We start from the raw sequence: 17705 nt of genomic DNA, 5'->3' as shown, positions 1-17705 counted from the left end.
CACCTCCGAAAATTATGAAACCGTTCCCAAATATCCGACATTACGCCGATTAGATGGATAATTCTTTAGATAATTGATACATATCTTTATCGATTGTATGCTTTTGAGCTAACGCCTCGATAATGTCATGATCAACAAGTTTATTATCTTGAATACCTACACAGCGTCCACCTTTACCAGCAATTAACAACTCAACTGCTCTTGCGCCAAGACGACTTGCTAATACACGGTCTTGTGCACTTGGTGATCCACCACGTTGTACGTGACCTAATACAGTTACACGAGTATCAAAGTTTGTTGCTTCTTCAATATGCTTACCGATGTCAATTGCACTTCCAACACCTTCAGCTACAATGATAATACTGTGTTTTTTCCCACGTTCGCTACCGCGTTTTAGACGAGCGATTACATCATCCATGTCATACTCTTCTTCTGGAATTAAGATCGTTTCTGCACCATCAGCTAAACCAGCCCATAATGCGATGTCTCCAGCATGACGTCCCATTACTTCGATAACATATGTACGTTCATGAGATGTAGCTGTGTCACGGATTTTATCAATTGCATCAATAACAGTATTTAAAGCTGTATCGAAACCAATTGTGAAGTCTGTTCCAGGAATATCATTGTCGATTGTACCTGGTACACCAACACATGGGAATCCTTGTTCAGTTAATTTTTTAGCACCTTGGTAAGAGCCATCTCCACCAATAACAACAAGTCCTTCGATACCGTGTTTCTTTAATTGCTCGATACCTTTTAGTCGTACTTCTGGGTCTTTAAACTCAGGACATCTTGCTGTATATAATTTCGTACCACCGCGGTGGATAATATCGCCAACAGAACCAAGTTCTAATTTTTCAATGTGACCAGAAATTAATCCAGCGTATCCATGGTAAATACCATATACTTCAATATCATGGAAAATCGCTTTACGAACAACTGCACGAATGGCAGCATTCATACCAGGTGAATCTCCACCACTTGTTAATACACCAATACGTTTCATTTGTACTCACCTCATAAAGATTATTTGCCTTATAATAAAATAACACGAAAAAATATAAAAACACAATGGAGAAGATGTGTCTTTTCATAATAAAAACGTGCATTCGCGAAGAGGAACGCACGCTTTTCTTATTTTATCCCAATGGAAGCGTTTGAAAACGAAACTTGCCCAATTTTCATATATTTTTCATAACGTTTTTCGATTAATTCATCTTTCGAAATTCCGTTTAATTGTTCAAAAGTTTTTCTAATCATTAAGTCTATATTTTCTGACTGTTTTAAAAGATTACGGTGAGCTCCACCTTTTGCCTCTGGAATAATTTCATCAATTACACCTAATTCTTTCAAATCTGCTGCTGTAATTTTCATTGCTTCTGCAGCTTCCTTCGCTTTTCCTGCATCTTTCCAAAGAATTGCCGCTGCACCCTCTGGTGTAATAACAGAATAAGTGGAATTTTCTAGCATATGAATGTAATCTCCTACTCCAAGACCTAGCGCACCACCACTACCGCCTTCACCGATAACGATACAAATAACTGGTACCGTTAAGCCTGCCATCTCAAATAGATTGCGGGCAATAGCTTCACTTTGTCCACGTTCTTCAGCTGCTTTACCAGGATAAGCTCCCTTCGTATCGATGAAACAAATAATAGGACGATTAAACTTTTCCGCTTGTTTCATGAGACGCAGTGCTTTTCGATATCCTTCTGGATGAGGCATCCCAAAATTACGACGAATATTTTCTTTCGTATCTTTTCCGCGCTGATGCCCAATTACAGTTACAGGCATCCCCTTATATTTCGCAATGCCGCCGACAATCGCTGCATCATCGCCAAATAGGCGATCTCCATGACATTCAAAAAAATCAGTAAATAAGTGCTCAATATAATCGAGCGTTGTCGGTCGTTCTGCATGACGAGCAATTTGCACACGGTCCCATACTTTCATATTGCCGTATATATCTTCCTCTAAATTTTCTAGCTTGTCTTCCAAAATACGAATCTCCTCACTGAAGTCCATCTGGCTGTTTTTCGTATAGTCTTTCAGTTCACGGATCTTATTTCTTAGCTCAACAACTGGTTTTTCAAATTCTAGCTCTGCCATACAGCCATTTCCCCTCCTTGATGAACTTCTAAAATCTTACGAAGTGATTCTTTCATATCATCACGATGCACAACCGCATCTAATTGACCATGGTCTAGTAAAAATTCTGCCGTTTGGAAATCTTCCGGTAGTTTCTCACGCACTGTTTGTTCAATTACACGTCTACCAGCAAATCCGATAAGTGCACCTGGCTCTGCAAGATTATAATCACCAAGTGAAGCAAAACTCGCTGAAACCCCGCCCGTCGTTGGGTGAGTCATAACAGAAATAAATAACCCTCCTGCATTACTATGCTTTTTCAAAGCTACGCTTGTTTTTGCCATTTGCATTAAACTTAATATACCTTCTTGCATACGGGCACCACCCGAAGCAGTAAAGATAATAAATGGAACTTGTAAGTCGTATGCCTTTTCAACCGCACGGGCAATTTTTTCTCCTACAACAGAGCCCATGCTCCCCATTCGAAAACGAGAATCCATTACTGCAACAACAACAAGCATGTCATCAATTGTTCCTTCACCAGTTACAACCGCTTCATTCAATTCAGTCTTCTTACGATCGTTCTCTAATTTCTCTTCATATCCCGGAAACTCGAGTGGATTTAATGAAACCATTTCTTTGTCATACTCACGGAATGACCCTTCGTCCAATATACTATCAAGGCGCTCCCATGCATTCATAGGATGATGATATCCACAGTTCACACATACTTTTAAATTTTTCAGAAGTTCTTTCGTATACATGATTTTTTTACATTTCGGACATTTTGTCATAACGCCATCTGGTACATCTTTTCGTACTTGTTCTGAAGGTATTGCAGCATACTTTTTCTTTTTCACGAATAAATCTCTTAGCACAATTTGACCCCCTTCGTTGAGAGCTAAGGTTAGCGTAAGAAGAAAATGGGGCTAACACCAATGTTTGATGTTAGCCTTATCTTCTCAATCTGTCTAATAACCTCTCTCTTTACGTTTAACTTTAACCGCTATGCGGTAGAATGTTTGTCATAACGTGTCATGGTCATTTCGACAAATTTTATACATTACGAGTGAAACTGTATATTCTCTACTAATTCATCGTAAATTTTTAGTGCATCATTTTCTTGTTTTTCTTCCAAAGTAGCATAAAGCTTTCTATACATATCGATAGAATCTCCTGAAACTTTACAAGAAAGAGTTGCTACGTAATCATTTACGATCATCCAAATGCGATATAGTAAATAATTATCGACTTGTTCAATTAGTGTTTTAAAGAACGTTTGGTGAAGCATTGGAATCGAACTTTCATTTTCTTCAAGCACTTTCTGTAATCTACTTAGCACTTTAGAAAATGTTTCTTTCGGTAAATTACATACAATTCGAATCATATCTTTCTCAAGCAATCGTTTTGTTTGTAATAAATCACGAATTGTTTTCTCATCTTGCAATAGAAACGGAGCAATTAGTTGTACAAGACCGTTATCGTAAAAGTTTCGAATAAACGTCCCTTCACCACGTCTCGTTTCAATTAACCCTACCAGTTCTAAAGCACGCAATGCTTCTCTTACAGATGAGCGTCCTACGTTTAAGCGTGAACTTAGCTCCCGCTCAGACGGCAAACGATCCCCTGCTACCAATCCATCCTCTTCCATAATGGAACGGATTTTTTTTACAATTTCGAGATATACTTTTGTATTTGATGATGTCAATGGAAATTCCTCGCTTATTCTTTACCAATCAGCGCTAATTGTTTTGTTTTCTCAGCAACTTCATTTGGATCTACTTGACGACGAGCTACTCCTGTCTCCATTGCTGCTTTCGCAACGTAAGCTGCCACTCGAGGCGCTACACGCGCGTCAAACGGTGCCGGAATGATATAGTCTGCATTCAACTCATCTTCTGCTACAAGCTCAGCAATAGCCTGTACAGCTGCCATCTTCATTTCTTCGTTAATTTGTGTCGCATGTACGTCAAGTGCACCGCGGAAAATACCAGGGAACGCCAGTACATTATTTACTTGGTTCGGGAAGTCAGAACGACCTGTTCCAACAACAGCTGCGCCCGCTGCTTTTGCCAATTCTGGCATAATTTCCGGAACCGGATTCGCCATTGCAAAAATAATCGCATTGTCATTCATTGTACGAACCATCTCTTCTGTTAATGCACCTTCTGCAGATACACCAATGAATACGTCCGCACCTTGTACAACATCAGCTAAAGAACCTTCTATACGATTCTTGTTTGTATATTTTGCAACTTCATCTTTCACTGGATTCATACCAGTAGGACGACCATCATAGATTGCACCTTTACGGTCACACATAATAATGTCGCGTACTCCATAGCGATATAAAAGTTTAATAATTGCAATACCTGCTGCACCTGCGCCATTTGCGACAACTTTAATGTCAGACATTTTCTTTCCAACTAATTTCAGCGCATTCACAAGGCCCGCTACTGTTACGATAGCTGTTCCGTGTTGATCATCATGGAAGATAGGAATATTTGTTTCTTTCTTCAAACGTTCTTCAATAATGAAGCAGTTTGGTGCTGCGATATCTTCTAAGTTAACGCCGCCAAAAGTTGGCTCCATTAATTTTACAGTTTCAACAATTTTATCTACATCGTTTGTATTTAAGGCGATTGGGAATGCATCTACACCAGCAAAGCTCTTGAATAATACAGCTTTACCTTCCATTACTGGAAGAGATGCTTCAGGTCCAATGTTACCAAGACCAAGTACAGCCGTTCCATCCGTCACAACTGCTACCATATTTCCCTTCATCGTATATTCATATACCTTACTTTTATCGTCATAAATTTCTTTACAAGGCTCTGCAACCCCTGGAGAATATGCAAGACTTAAATCTTTTGCATTTTCTACTTTTACTTTTGATACAGTTTCTAATTTTCCTTGATGCACTTTATGCATGTGAAGTGCTTCTTCACGAAGTGTTGACAAACTATCCACTCTCCTCAAATTATTCTAGCTGGTATCAATTTCTCCAAGTGGTCTGACCACGAACACTACTACTATAATAATCGAAGTGTAGGGAAATTGTCCATTATATTTTCACAACTACATTCTCTTCCCCGACAATTTCACGAAGTGTTCTTAAGCATTTTTCACTTGGATGAATCGATAAACTTCGAGATAATTGTACCATTTTATGTTCCTTTTCATAATAAATTAGTACTTTCGCAAAACCCGAATAGTCAAACAATATTTTTGTAACCTGATTCAAAAGCTTTTTTTCATACTGAGACGGCAATTTCACGTAAACAGATGCATCTTTCTTTTCTTCATAAACATCCATTTCTTCTAACGGATATAGTCCGTTTACAATCCATTGCAGCTTATGATTTCTTAGCTCAATCGTACCGTCAACTAAAACAATTGCCCCTTCTTGTAACTTGTCTGAGAAATGTATATACGTGTCCGGGAAAACAACCGCTTCCATTTCATCATTTTGATCACAGAATGTAATAAACGCCATCTTTTGCAATTTTTTCGTACGAATGACTCTCACACTTGTTATATACACGATAGCCCTTTGTACTTTTTTCTTATTTCGCATCGCCTGAGCGAGAGATGGAATTTCTAATTCTTTTGCTAACTTCACATACTGCGCTGTCGGATAGCTTGATAAATAAAAGCCAAGTGCTTCCTTCTCTTTATTTAACTGTTCAATAAAAGAGAGCTCTTCTCCTTGTACATATTTTGATTTTGGAACAGCATCCCCTAAATCACGGGCAAGATTTGCGTACTCTAACGCTCCTTTAAGGCTTTTCCATAAATTCGTTCTCGAAATACCAAAATCGTCAAAACATCCCGACCAGACGAACGCCTCTAAATTTCGTTCTGTTACAAACTTCGCTGGCATACGAAGACAAAATTCAAATAAATCCTCAAACATTTTGCTCTCTCGTTCTTCTAACAATGCCGTCACTGTGGCCATTCCGATATTTCGAATTGAAAGTAAGCTGTAACGTATCGCATTCCCTTCTATTTGGAAGTTGTAACCACTCTTCTGAAGTGACGGTGGCAAAACGTGGAAACCTTTCCGCTTCGTTTCTCGTATATACTGCACAATCTTATCTTCATTTCCAATTGCACTTGATAATAATGCTGTCATAAATTCCAACGTATAATTCGCTTTTAAGTAGGCAAGCTGATATCCGATCATACTGTAAGCTACAGCGTGACTTCGGTTAAAACCATAATTCGCAAATCTTACAATTAAATCGTAAATTTTCTCTGCTGATGTCTCATCGTATCCATTTCGCAAACAACCCTGCACGAAATGCTGACGTTCCTGATCTAAAATATCACGATTTTTTTTACTCACTGCTCGGCGTAATAAATCTGCTTCTCCGAGCGAAAATCCTGCTAACTTCGATGCAATTTGCATAATTTGTTCTTGGTATACAATTACACCGTATGTTCTTTTTAAAATCGGCTTTAAATCCGGATGTAAATATTCAATTTTTCTTTTTCCGTGCTTCGATTCAATAAAGGTTGGGATTTGTTCCATCGGTCCTGGTCTGTATAACGAGTTAACAGCGACAATGTCTTCAAACTCATTCGGTTTTAATCCGCGAAGTACATTTCGCATACCACCTGATTCAAGCTGGAATACTCCCGTTGTATCCCCTCTCCCTAGCAATTGGAACGTCTTTTCATCTTGGAGAGGTAAATTCCTTATATCAATTTCTTTCCCCTTTTTTTTCACAATAAACTTTATAATATTTTCAAGTAACGTTAAATTACGTAAGCCTAAAAAGTCCATCTTGAGCAACCCGAGTTCTTCTAATGCATCAGCAGGATATTGCGTAACATAAACATCGTTATGTCCTTCTTGAATTGCTACACTACCCGTTAACGGTTCTTGACTCATAATAACGCCAGCGGCATGAATAGACGTATGACGAGGTAAGCCTTCTACACGTTTTGCAATTTCAAACACACGCTCATGAAGAAGATTCCCTTGTATAAACTCACGGAGTGATTGTGATTCTTCATATGCATCTTTTAACGTTATACCAAGCTTCGATGGAATAAGTTTTGAAAATATGTCAATGTCTCGCGGCGGAAGCCCCATTACACGAGCAATATCTCTAATTGCTGCTTTCGCTGCAAGCGTCCCAAACGTTACAATTTGCGCCACGCGGAGCTGACCATACTTATCTTTCACATATCGGATCATCTCATCACGTCTTATATCTGGAAAATCGATATCAATGTCCGGAAGGGTCACACGTTCGGGATTTAAAAATCTTTCAAATAACAAATCGTATTCAATTGGATCAATATCTGTAATTTCTAATACGTACGAAACGAGTGAGCCAGCTGCCGATCCACGGCCTGGTCCTGTTAAAATATGATTTTCATGTGCATACTTCATAAAGTCCCATACGATGAGAAAATAATCACTAAATCCCATACTAGAAATGACGTTTAGTTCATGATTCAAACGCTTTATATGCACTTCTTTTGGCGTACCATAACGTTTATGCAAGCCTTCTTCACAAACACGGCGTAAGTAAATATCATTCGTCTCGTTAGATGGAACAGGAAATTTCGGTAATTGATTTACATGAAACGGTATTTCTACTTTACAACGTTCTGCAATTTTTACAGTGTTGTAAATCGCCTCTTCCGTGTGAGAAAATAGTGCTTCCATTTCATCCGATGACTTTAAATAATATTGATCTGTTTTCAGCCTCGGCCTATCTGGATCAGTCATTTTCGTTCCACTTTCAACAGATAGTAAACATTCGTGAACGAGCGCGTCACTTTGATTGATATAGCGCACATCGTTTGTTGCAACGACTGGAATATTAACCCTACTAATAAATTCAGGTAGTTTCTCTTGTAAAAGCAACTCATCTTGAATCGCATGATGTTGCAAACTCATATAAAAATGGCCGAACATATTTTGATATGTGCGAGCTACTTCTTCAGCCTGACTCTCATTGTCTTCTAGTAATAATTGCTCAATTTCGCCATCTTTACCTGGTGAAATAGCAATTAATCCTTTCGCATAATGCGCAAGCCACTTCTTCGGAATACCCTCTTTTGACTTCGTCATAATACTGCTAGAAATCTTTAATAAATTTTGGTAGCCTATTTCATTCTCAGCAAGTAATACAAGCGGATAAGACCTTTCTTCTTCTTCACTAAAAATAGAAGCGGTTAATCCAATAACAGGCTGTATACCATGTTTCTTACATGCTTTATAAAACGGAATAACACCATACATAACATTTTCATCCGTAATAGCCAGCGATGAAAAACCGAGTTCTTTCGCCCTGACTACAAGCTCATCAATTTTACAAGCACTTTTTAATAAACTAAAAACGGTTTGACATTGTAAATGCACAAACTTCACTGTTGTACCCTCTCTTTACCTATTTGACTACTTTTATTATAGGTGATGAGGAAAGCGGAAATCAAAACATACTTCTTATACTTTGTCCATATATATGAAGAAGAAAGGGGAATGACGATGGATGTAAGAGAACATACTTTTTTCTCTCTGCTTATTATTAGTTATTTTATTGCCTTTGGGGTTATACTTGGCGGTTCATTAATTGGTGGATTTGGTGCGTTTCTTATCGGAAAACCAGCTCTAACTTACATTAATCAATTCGCCCAAAATTTAAGAATTTGGGCACTCGTTGCAGCAATCGGCGGAACATTTGATACCTTTTATAGCTTTGAAAGAAGCTTCTTTGGCGGAGATATGAAAGATATCGTAAAACAAATTCTCCTTATTTTTTTCGCAACTGGCGGTATGCAAACAGGTCTTATTATTATTAAATGGCTAACGCAGGAACATGTATGAGAGTGCCAAGTGCCAATACAGCAAAAAGATGGTACTTAGTTTTAGCTGGTGCTGCTGTTGGAGGCGTGTTGAGCTGGTTTATTTTTTTGTACATATACGGTGTTTTTCAAGAAGAACAAGCTAGTAAAATAGCAGAACAAAGAGAAATTATAGAAAAACAAGAAGCAAAGCTCCACGTCCTTCTCGAAGATCAAGAAAAGTTGAACACAGAAAATAAACGTCTCTTAACAATTCAAGAGATTAAAATAAAAATAATAAATCGAGAAAAATATGATTTAGACAATCTAACACTCGAAAATATGACCACTTCTATCCATAATGACCTCCAGCATCTTTTAACGAAAAACATTCAAAGTATCGCAAAAAATAAAGACCTACTCAAAAAAGCAATCGAAAACAAAACGTACAAACATTACGATCGTATATACCGCTTTAAAGTCGATACAATTTCTTTTGATACTGTACTTGAAATTAGTATTGATATAGAGAAAGAAAAATAAAGAAGGAGGGCTTAAGCGCCGCTCCTTCTTTTCGTTTTAACATATACTCTCTTATTTACAAATATCACGTAAATCAGCAAACAGACGATCCGCTTCTTCCCAAGAAGATGCTTTTGCACCAGAAGCCATCGGATGTCCTCCGCCGTTATATTGCATTGCTAATTTATTTATAACTGGCCCTTTTGAACGAAGGCGAACACGAATTACATCGTCTTCCTCTAAAAATAGAACCCATGCCTTTAATCCGTCAATATTACCAAGCGCTCCAACAACACCAGATGCTTCAGAAGGAAGTACATCAAATTCTTCTAATACTTCTTTCGTTAATTTAATGTAAGCTGCTCCTTCTTCTACCATCGTAAAGTTTTGTAAAATATAACCGTTTAAACGAGCGATTTTTTCTTTTGTCTTATACATTTCATTGTATAAATCTGTGAATTTCACACCCATATCAACAAGCTCACTTACGTAAAGGAGTGTTTTTGCTGTTGTATTCGGGAATAAGAAACGACCTGTATCTCCAACAATCCCTGCTAAAATAAGGCGAGCTGCTTCTTTTGTTATTTTTAATCCTTTATCTTTTCCATAGTTATAAAACTCATAAATCATTTCACTTGTAGAACTTGCTGTCGTATCTACCCACGTAATATCTCCGTACGGATCTTCATTTGGATGATGATCAATTTTGATTAACATCTTCCCTTTTGTATAGCGTTGATCGTCAACACGTTCTTGGTTCGCAGTATCACAAACGATAACAAGTGCATTTTCGTATACGCTATCTTCAATATTATCCATTACTCGTAAGTATGCTAGTGACGGTTCATTGTACCCAACCGTATAAATATTTTTCTCTGGAAACGATTCTTGCAAAATCGTACCAAGACCGCCTTGTGAACCTAATGCATCTGGATCCGGACGCACATGACGATGAATAATAATTGTCTCAAATTCTTTAATTGCTCCTAAAATTTGCTCATGCATATGTATAATCTCCTTTTTATTCAACTTCTTCACTTTATCCTCCATTATAACGGAAAGTATTTCATACATGCGAACAATTGCTTTATAATAAAAATTAGAAAGTTTAGATATTTCTTTTTTCTTCACTATAATTTTTCACAAAGCGATGGGAGTGTGCATTATGCCAGTATTAGTCTTCTGTATTATCGTCTCATTTATGTTGTACCTCTTCTACAAAACAAAATACTTTCGTACAAACCGCCCAATGGAAAAAGGTTGGCTCTCAGGAAAATCCGCAATGGCACTCGGTTCATTCGTCTTATTCTTCGGGATAAACCAATTCTTTTTAGAACTTTCAACCGCTCGTATGATCGTCGGTGTTTTATTCGTTCTATTTGGTAGTACGAGTGCATTTAATGGATTTCGCCAATATAAACATTTCTTTCCATTAGCAGTTAAAGAAGCAGAAGCTTATGAAGCAACGTAAAAAAGCATCACCATTGTGATGCTTTTTTACGTCCTCTACTTTTTAAAATCATATATGCAACAAACGCAGAAGGTATATTAAATAGGTTGCCTTGCACATGAAAATGTAATTGTTCCTCTTCAAAAGACATTTTTTCATATAGTTCTCGCTGAGATAATCCTGTACGTTTCCTTTTTTCATGTAAACCTTGTAAATATAAATATTGGATCGGTATCATTACAAGAAAGTAAAATAGTGCGATACCACCAAAGAAGATTATTTCTGATGACATATTGCATACCGCCTCCTCAAAATCCATTTTCTTACAATACAATTGTAACATAGTCTACCATCTAAATAAATTAATATTCTGTCATTTAACATTATATAAATCACTCTCTACATAAAAAAAAGATGGAACAAACCAAAGCGGCTTGCTCCATCTTTTTATTTATCGATCAATTGCACCATAAGTAATGCTTTTCCAACAACATTACCTTCATGATGCACTTCTACATCAACCTTACCAAATTTACGCCCAATCTCTAATACTTTCGGATGAACCGATACAACATTATCAATTTGAACCGGCTTTACAAAATAAATTGTTAAGTTCTCAACAATTGAATCACTCTTCTTCTGAGCACGAATGACACGGTTTGTTGCTTCTGTCACAATTGTTGTAAATACACCGTAAGATAACGTTCCGATTGAATTCGTCATTTGTGGCGTCACTGAAAATTGATACAAATGCTCATTTTTTGCTTCTTTCGGCGTCATAAATTGATTCGTTACAATATCATCAATCGTTTCACCAACTTGTGGTTGACGCTGAATCATCTGTAATGCCTGAAGTACATCTTGACGACTAATGATACCTTGCAATTTATTTCCATCTTCCACAACAGGAAGTAATTCAATACCTTCCCATACCATCATACGCGCTGCAGCTGCGACAGACATCTTTCCATTTACCGTAATAGGGTGTTTCGTCATCACTTTATCAATTGGTGTATCTTTCGCAACACCAATCATATCTTTCGAAGTTACGATACCTAACACCTTTTTATTTTCATCCACAATTGGATAACGTCCATGCATCGTCTCTTCATTGTACTCATGCCATTTCTGCACGATATCACTAGGCTTTAAATATAGTGTTTCTTCAATCGGTGTTAAAATATCTTCAACGAGTACAATTTCTTTCTTAATAAGTTGATCATAAATTGCGCGGTTAATTAACGTTGCGACCGTAAATGTATCATAGCTACTCGAAATAATTGGCAACTTCAATTCGTCTGCTAACTTTTTCACATGCTCTTCTGTATCAAATCCACCTGTAATTAATACAGCGGCCCCTGTTTCTAATGCTAATTGATGCGCATTCGTACGGTTCCCGATGATAAGCAAGTTCCCCGCTTCTGTATAGCGCATCATCGCTTCTAATTTCATAGCCCCGATTACGAATTTATTTAATGTTTTATGTAGTCCTTCTCTGCCTCCAAGTACTTGACCATCGACAATGTTAACGACTTCTGCATATGTTAGTTTTTCGATATTCTCTTTCTTCTTTTGTTCAATTCGAATTGTTCCGACACGTTCAATTGTACTAACATATCCTTTATTTTCTGCATCTTTAATCGCACGGTAAGCTGTCCCTTCACTTACACTCAAATCTTTCGCAATTTGCCTTACAGAAATTTTATGCCCTACCGGTAGGCTATTAATATGTTCTAAAATTTGATTATGTTTGGTAGCCAAATGGTTTCACCATACTTTCTTTTCCCTAAATTCTTCATGTGTTGTATTCCCAGTATACTATATTTTCAAAACTGTTACACTCTCTCTTTGTATATCTGTACTATTTTTTTTATAACAAAATGACCCTTACATTCCACTAGTCCTTCCATTACAACAATGTAATGCTATTGTCATCTCGTTCGATAGTTCGTCCACACACTTCCATATACAATTAAGACAAGAAATAAAACAAAGGAGCGAATACATGATGAAAAAAATTTTAGAGGTTATAGGCGCAGTATTTTTAGCTTGTGTAGATGGGAAAAAAGTTGCAATGGATTTGAATGAAACTCCTGAACAGCCACGTTCAAAAAGAGAAGAGTCAACTAAACAAATACAGACTTTAAAAGCTGTACTACACGCATAAAAAGCCCTTCACTTGTCTTTTCAAATGAAGGGTATCTGTTTTATAGCGTAATACTTTCTCCAGCTTCTAATACTTTCCCTGTACAATTTTGTAGTTTTTCTACAAATTGATATGGATCCTGTTCAATAACTGGGAACGTATTGTAATGCATCGGTACAACAGTTTTCGCATGAATCCATTTTGCTGCTAAAACAGCATCTTCTGGTCCCATTGTGAAATTATCACCAATTGGTAAAAACGCTATATCTATATCATTCAGTTCCCCAATTAACTTCATATCAGAGAATAGAGCCGTATCCCCTGCATGGTAAACCGTTTTCTCTTCTGCTGTAAATAAAATACCCGCTGGCATACCTGTATATGTAATCGTCTTATTTTCTTCATCAATATAACTAGAGCCGTGGAATGCTTGTGTAAACTTCACTTTTCCGAAGTCAAATTCATGTGAACCACCAATATGCATCGGATGTGTTTCTACACCTTGCCAACTTAAAAATGTCGCTAGTTCAAATGGCGCCACAACAACTGCATTATTTTTCTTCGCAAGCTCTACTGTATCTCCAACATGATCACCATGACCGTGCGATAAAAGGATTGCATCTACTTTTACATCTTCAGCCTTTAAATCTGTTTTCGGATTTCCCGTTAAAAATGGATCAATTAAAATCACTTTTCCATTCGTTTCAATCTTTACAACTGAATGCCCATGATAAGATACTTTCATTATTACATTCCTCCCCTATTCACATTCTCACTTTTTATTCTACATGATTTTTCAATTCCCTGTCTTTTCTAACATCTATTTACTTGTCATAACGCTTTCTTCCGAGGTAAAGTTATATTTGTAATTAAATATCTCGGGGGTGCCAATCGATGAATGCTAGATTAGAAAATTTAATGCAATGGCTAAAAGAAAAAAACGTAGAAGCCGCGTTCTTAACTTCTACACCAAACGTTTTCTACATGACAAACTTCCACTGTGAACCACACGAAAGACTACTTGGTATGTTTGTATTCCAAGAAAAAGAGCCTATTTTAATTTGCCCTAAAATGGAAGAAGGCCAAGCACGTAACGCTGGATGGGCACATGAAATTATCGGATTCACTGATACTGACAGACCATGGGATATGATTGCAAAAGCAATTAAAGACCGTGGCATCAATGCAAATGCAGTTGCAATTGAAAAAGAACATTTAAACGTAGAACGTTACGAAGAATTAACAAAATTATTCCCAAATGCAGCTTTCAAATCAGCAGAGGAAAAAGTTCGCGAGCTTCGTTTAATTAAGGATGAAAAAGAACTTTCTATTTTACGTGAAGCAGCTAAAATGGCAGACTATGCTGTTGAAGTTGGGGTAAATGCAATTAAAGAAAACCGTAGCGAACTAGAAGTATTAGCAATTATTGAACACGAATTAAAAACAAAAGGCATACATAAAATGTCATTTGATACGATGGTATTAGCAGGTGCTAACTCTGCTCTTCCACACGGTATTCCAGGTGCTAACAAAATGAAGCGCGGCGATTTCGTACTATTTGACTTAGGCGTAATTATTGACGGTTATTGCTCTGATATTACACGTACAGTAGCATTCGGTGAACTTTCTGAAGAACAAACTCGCATTTACAACACTGTACTTGCTGGACAACTACAAGCAGTTGAAGCATGTAAACCAGGCGTTACACTTGGCGCAATTGATAATGCTGCTCGTTCTGTTATCGCGGATGCAGGTTACGGAGACTTCTTCCCGCACCGACTTGGTCACGGACTTGGAATTAGCGTTCACGAATATCCAGATGTAAAAGAAGGCAACGATTCTCTATTAAAAGAAGGTATGGTCTTCACAATCGAACCAGGTATTTACGTACCAAACGTAGGTGGCGTTCGTATTGAAGATGATATTTACATCACAAAAGACGGATCAGAAATTTTAACGAAATTCCCGAAAGAATTACAATTTGTAAAATAAGAAAAAGGCAGCTTAATTGCTGCCTTTTTCTATTTTTCTACTACTTTAAATTTCTCTACAATCATTTGTCCTGGGTAACTTTCAAGTATGTGAGAAGACCATACTTTTATTTTATCTCCTGTTTTTAATTGATTAGATGCGTTTTTCTCCTTAAAGCTCAACACTATATCTGATGGATGTTCTTTATTCATTTGTTGTTCTATATAATGTTGCAACTCTACTTTTGTATTAAACGTTTTATCACCGACAAAAAATACCGCATCATTTCTTACTATGACATACCCTTCTTCAGGTACTTTTTTTACCTCTACTTGTTTTGTAGTACACGCTGATAATATGATTAGAAATACACTAAAAAATATATACATAGAAACTCTCATATTCCTACTCATTTTTATCCCTCACTCTATGTATGCAATTTCCGCTTTAAAACCATCTTCTCTTCATACTTATCATCCCATTTAATCACAATCTCTATCGGTTCATCTTTAGATAGAGGCGCACAACTTACACAAGAAGATTTCATTTCAATCCTTGCTCCTTTATGAACTTCTGACGTTTCTGTCATTGTACTAAAGGTCCCATGAATAGAAATCTCCAAATTTTTAAATTCTGTATTTCCATCTCCGCCCTTATACTGAAACGTAAATATTCCATCTTCACTGTCATCCTTAATATGCCCTTTATATTGCCCCGTCCAACTTTTGCTCTCGCTAGAAAAAGTAACATACGGAATCGAACAACTTCCTAAAAAGAAAATACTTATAAAAAAGAATAATGCTCTCTTCATAATGCCCTCCATTCAAAAGCACTTATTTATCCCGCATTAACGGGCAGTAAGACTCCCCACCTCAAAATTCGGTGAAAGCAAAGAAGTTAGGTGGGGGATGAATACCCCCTACTGATTAAAGCTTCACTTTATTGTCTATTTCTTCCTTTTATTATATTATTAAAATGCAGAATTTTCTAAAATAGGAGGTTTATATGTTACAACAACAGTTAGAAGAAATTCGTAATAAAAATTACATACTGGACAACACAATTCATATCAATTCTTTAAGTTCCAATATGCTTGAACATATCGGTGTTACTGATAGTTATTTAAGGGATAAACTTATTTACTCTACTTTTTATCATCTCATCAAGAAGGGCTATATTTCATACTCACACTTGCAGAAACTATTATTAGAAAGCATCAGTGATAAATATTTATTGTATAAGATTCATTCGGATGACGAAGATGCGGTATTTACCCGTGCATTTACGACATTATTAATTGCGCTCATTATTGATGCGGATACAAATCATAATTTCTTATCACAGACTGATATATTAAATGTAAAAGATCAATTAATTTTATATATGAACAAAGAGCACGACTTACGAGGCTATGTCCAAGAACGTGGCTGGGCGCATAGTGTCGCTCATGCTTCCGATACATTTGAAGCGCTTGTGAATAGTCCTAAACTGGAAATTTTATATTACGAAGAAATATTACAAACTTTATTAAACAAAGTTTGTGTTCATTCCATCTATTACAAATACGAAGAAGATGAGCGTCTCGTTTATCCAATTGTCGCAATGCTGCAAAATGGCCTAAAGGAAGAAGTACTCATATTAGCCCTTCGTGATTTAGCAACTCAATTACAAGTTCAAAAATCAACGCTACATATTGAATCATACGAATTTCTATACGGAAATATAAAAGCTTTCTTACGTAGCTTATTTTTCAGATTACGTACAATGTCTATATGTAAGGAAACTGAATACGAAATTGAAAAGTTACTACAAGGACTTCGCCAATATTACTAAAAAAGAAGGCCACTCAAAAAGTGCCTTCTTCTATTTCACTAATATTTAATTGAAATTTTACGATCCAAACTGAGAAAAGGTGGACAAGAAGCGCAAACGCCATACATGCTCCGCTTAAAAAAGTTAGTATAGGATGCGAATACACGTGCCCCAATCCATAGGATATCGCCACGAAAAACATTGTTATGTAAATATAAATTGCTCCATGTATTTGCCTCATATAAACCTCCTTTTCCCATATTATAACATAAATTTTCTGATTATTCACATTAATTACTTGTAATCAATATTTCTCAACTGTTACACCTCTAACAGCCGCCTTAATATACGGTGCTCCTTGTAAACTTTGTAAATCCTCTGTTTTTCCTGTTACGACTACACCGTATATTGGTAGGTCTTTTCATTATAGTTTGTCCTAAAATGCTCTTGAAATCCCCCTTTATTTTCACTTGAAAATATCCAAATACAGCTTTTCTTTTTTAAAATTTTGCATAATAAAAAGCACATCTATTTTAATGTGCTTCTCCAAAAAACACCATTCTATTATTTCATCGCTTCCTTCACAACATCTTGAATCATAACAACTTCTGTTTTCATATCAACAGACGGTGCTTCTTCATCAATACACTCATACCAAAACGCTACATGCTTTTTATCAATTTCATGATGAGAATTTTCGACAAGAGCCTCGCCTTCTCCTTGGACAGAATACCAATATAAGTATTCTTCTCCATCTCTTATTTCCCGGAAAATTGTCTCTACGTACATTTTCTCGTCGTTTAGTGTCAAAAGCACTTCTTTCATATTGTCATTAAGAAGCTGCATCCATTCATCTACACGATGACTTTTACCTTTTTTCACTTTAAATCTCGTTAACTCCACATTCAC

20 protein-coding genes and 1 pseudogene are annotated in these 17705 nt (G+C 36.7%); 6 read left to right on the top strand and 15 right to left on the bottom strand.

Annotation, left to right across the window (positions count from 1 at the left end; genetic code table 11):
• Positions 1-49 precede the first annotated feature (49 nt).
• The 6 genes from pfkA to dnaE form a co-directional block, all read right to left on the bottom strand.
• Entirely contained in the window at positions 50-1009 is a 960-nt protein-coding gene (gene pfkA, locus JDS95_RS10170; RefSeq protein WP_000821156.1) for a 6-phosphofructokinase, read from the bottom strand.
• A 128-nt stretch (positions 1010-1137) separates the two neighbouring features.
• The gene (accA, locus tag JDS95_RS10165; RefSeq protein WP_000818790.1) at positions 1138-2112 is read right to left on the bottom strand and encodes an acetyl-CoA carboxylase carboxyl transferase subunit alpha; all 975 of its coding nucleotides are present in this window, start codon (positions 2110-2112) and stop codon (positions 1138-1140) included.
• Positions 2100-2969: an acetyl-CoA carboxylase, carboxyltransferase subunit beta gene (gene accD / locus JDS95_RS10160; RefSeq protein ID WP_000942864.1), complete on the bottom strand. Its 870-nt coding sequence runs from the start codon at positions 2967-2969 to the stop codon at positions 2100-2102. The genes accA and accD overlap by 13 nt, the downstream gene beginning before the upstream one ends.
• A 185-nt stretch (positions 2970-3154) precedes the next feature.
• A complete protein-coding gene (locus JDS95_RS10155) occupies positions 3155-3799 on the bottom strand; it encodes a FadR/GntR family transcriptional regulator (RefSeq protein WP_000204451.1) in 645 nt (214 codons plus the stop codon).
• Between the two features lie 14 nt (positions 3800-3813).
• Entirely contained in the window at positions 3814-5022 is a 1209-nt protein-coding gene (gene ystJ, locus JDS95_RS10150) for an NADP-dependent malic enzyme (protein ID WP_162148121.1), read from the bottom strand.
• Between the two features lie 133 nt (positions 5023-5155).
• Positions 5156-8482 carry a DNA polymerase III subunit alpha gene (dnaE, locus tag JDS95_RS10145; protein WP_199690443.1) on the bottom strand — a complete coding sequence of 1109 codons (3327 nt, stop codon included), beginning with the start codon at positions 8480-8482 and terminating at the stop codon, positions 5156-5158.
• A 42-nt stretch (positions 8483-8524) separates the two neighbouring features.
• Here dnaE and JDS95_RS10140 point away from each other — a divergent pair, with 42 nt between their 5' ends.
• Both JDS95_RS10140 and ytrI read left to right on the top strand, forming a co-directional pair.
• On the top strand, positions 8525-8938 hold the full coding sequence (locus tag JDS95_RS10140) for a YtrH family sporulation protein (protein ID WP_002005839.1): 414 nt from the start codon (positions 8525-8527) through the stop codon (positions 8936-8938).
• Positions 8935-9438 (top strand): sporulation membrane protein YtrI, encoded by a 504-nt coding sequence (gene ytrI, locus JDS95_RS10135; protein WP_001265733.1) that lies wholly within the window; start codon positions 8935-8937, stop codon positions 9436-9438. The genes JDS95_RS10140 and ytrI overlap by 4 nt, the downstream gene beginning before the upstream one ends.
• 51 nt (positions 9439-9489) lie before the next feature.
• On the opposite strand, the gene JDS95_RS10130 is transcribed toward ytrI, so the two are convergent.
• A complete protein-coding gene (locus JDS95_RS10130) occupies positions 9490-10422 on the bottom strand; it encodes a DHH family phosphoesterase (protein ID WP_000545153.1) in 933 nt (310 codons plus the stop codon).
• Between the two features lie 160 nt (positions 10423-10582).
• Between JDS95_RS10130 and JDS95_RS10125 the strand changes: the two genes are divergently transcribed.
• The gene (locus tag JDS95_RS10125; protein ID WP_085450546.1) at positions 10583-10888 is read left to right on the top strand and encodes a YtpI family protein; all 306 of its coding nucleotides are present in this window, start codon (positions 10583-10585) and stop codon (positions 10886-10888) included.
• A gap of 7 nt (positions 10889-10895) precedes the next feature.
• Here JDS95_RS10125 and JDS95_RS10120 read toward each other — a convergent pair whose 3' ends face one another.
• Both JDS95_RS10120 and JDS95_RS10115 read right to left on the bottom strand, forming a co-directional pair.
• The gene (locus JDS95_RS10120) at positions 10896-11159 is read right to left on the bottom strand and encodes a DUF3949 domain-containing protein (protein WP_000093555.1); all 264 of its coding nucleotides are present in this window, start codon (positions 11157-11159) and stop codon (positions 10896-10898) included.
• Positions 11160-11314: 155 nt separating this feature from the next.
• Positions 11315-12628 (bottom strand): DRTGG domain-containing protein, encoded by a 1314-nt coding sequence (locus JDS95_RS10115; RefSeq protein ID WP_000201581.1) that lies wholly within the window; start codon positions 12626-12628, stop codon positions 11315-11317.
• A 244-nt stretch (positions 12629-12872) separates the two neighbouring features.
• Here JDS95_RS10115 and JDS95_RS10110 point away from each other — a divergent pair, with 244 nt between their 5' ends.
• A complete protein-coding gene (locus JDS95_RS10110; RefSeq protein WP_000976100.1) occupies positions 12873-13034 on the top strand; it encodes a hypothetical protein in 162 nt (53 codons plus the stop codon).
• 40 nt (positions 13035-13074) lie between these two features.
• Here JDS95_RS10110 and JDS95_RS10105 read toward each other — a convergent pair whose 3' ends face one another.
• The gene (locus JDS95_RS10105; protein ID WP_000868934.1) at positions 13075-13758 is read right to left on the bottom strand and encodes a metal-dependent hydrolase; all 684 of its coding nucleotides are present in this window, start codon (positions 13756-13758) and stop codon (positions 13075-13077) included.
• 149 nt (positions 13759-13907) lie between these two features.
• On the opposite strand from JDS95_RS10105, the gene pepQ reads away from it, so the two are divergent.
• Positions 13908-15005: a Xaa-Pro dipeptidase gene (gene pepQ, locus JDS95_RS10100; RefSeq protein ID WP_000994035.1), complete on the top strand. Its 1098-nt coding sequence runs from the start codon at positions 13908-13910 to the stop codon at positions 15003-15005.
• A gap of 29 nt (positions 15006-15034) precedes the next feature.
• Here the strand turns inward: pepQ and JDS95_RS10095 are convergent, their stop codons facing one another.
• Together JDS95_RS10095 and JDS95_RS10090 are read right to left on the bottom strand one after the other, a co-directional pair.
• Positions 15035-15397: a DUF3221 domain-containing protein gene (locus JDS95_RS10095; protein ID WP_016109182.1), complete on the bottom strand. Its 363-nt coding sequence runs from the start codon at positions 15395-15397 to the stop codon at positions 15035-15037.
• A gap of 14 nt (positions 15398-15411) precedes the next feature.
• The gene (locus JDS95_RS10090) at positions 15412-15795 is read right to left on the bottom strand and encodes a hypothetical protein (protein ID WP_199690441.1); all 384 of its coding nucleotides are present in this window, start codon (positions 15793-15795) and stop codon (positions 15412-15414) included.
• 194 nt (positions 15796-15989) lie between these two features.
• Between JDS95_RS10090 and JDS95_RS10085 the strand changes: the two genes are divergently transcribed.
• Complete coding sequence (locus tag JDS95_RS10085) at positions 15990-16817, top strand: DUF2785 domain-containing protein (protein WP_199690440.1); 828 nt, start codon at positions 15990-15992, stop codon at positions 16815-16817.
• A 13-nt stretch (positions 16818-16830) separates the two neighbouring features.
• On the opposite strand, the gene JDS95_RS10080 is transcribed toward JDS95_RS10085, so the two are convergent.
• The 3 genes and pseudogenes from JDS95_RS10080 to JDS95_RS10070 form a co-directional block, all read right to left on the bottom strand.
• A complete protein-coding gene (locus JDS95_RS10080) occupies positions 16831-17037 on the bottom strand; it encodes a hypothetical protein (RefSeq protein WP_001248905.1) in 207 nt (68 codons plus the stop codon).
• A gap of 63 nt (positions 17038-17100) precedes the next feature.
• Positions 17101-17217, bottom strand: a pseudogene (locus JDS95_RS10075) (anti sigma factor C-terminal domain-containing protein); the annotation flags it as partial.
• 143 nt (positions 17218-17360) lie between these two features.
• Positions 17361-17705 (bottom strand): DUF6176 family protein, encoded by a 345-nt coding sequence (locus JDS95_RS10070; protein ID WP_002045281.1) that lies wholly within the window; start codon positions 17703-17705, stop codon positions 17361-17363.

The organism is Bacillus cereus group sp. N24, assembly GCF_016483345.1.
GTDB lineage: Bacteria > Bacillota > Bacilli > Bacillales > Bacillaceae_G > Bacillus_A > Bacillus_A toyonensis.
Note: the sequence above shows the minus strand (reverse complement) of the source record. Positions and strands in the feature narration are given on the sequence as shown.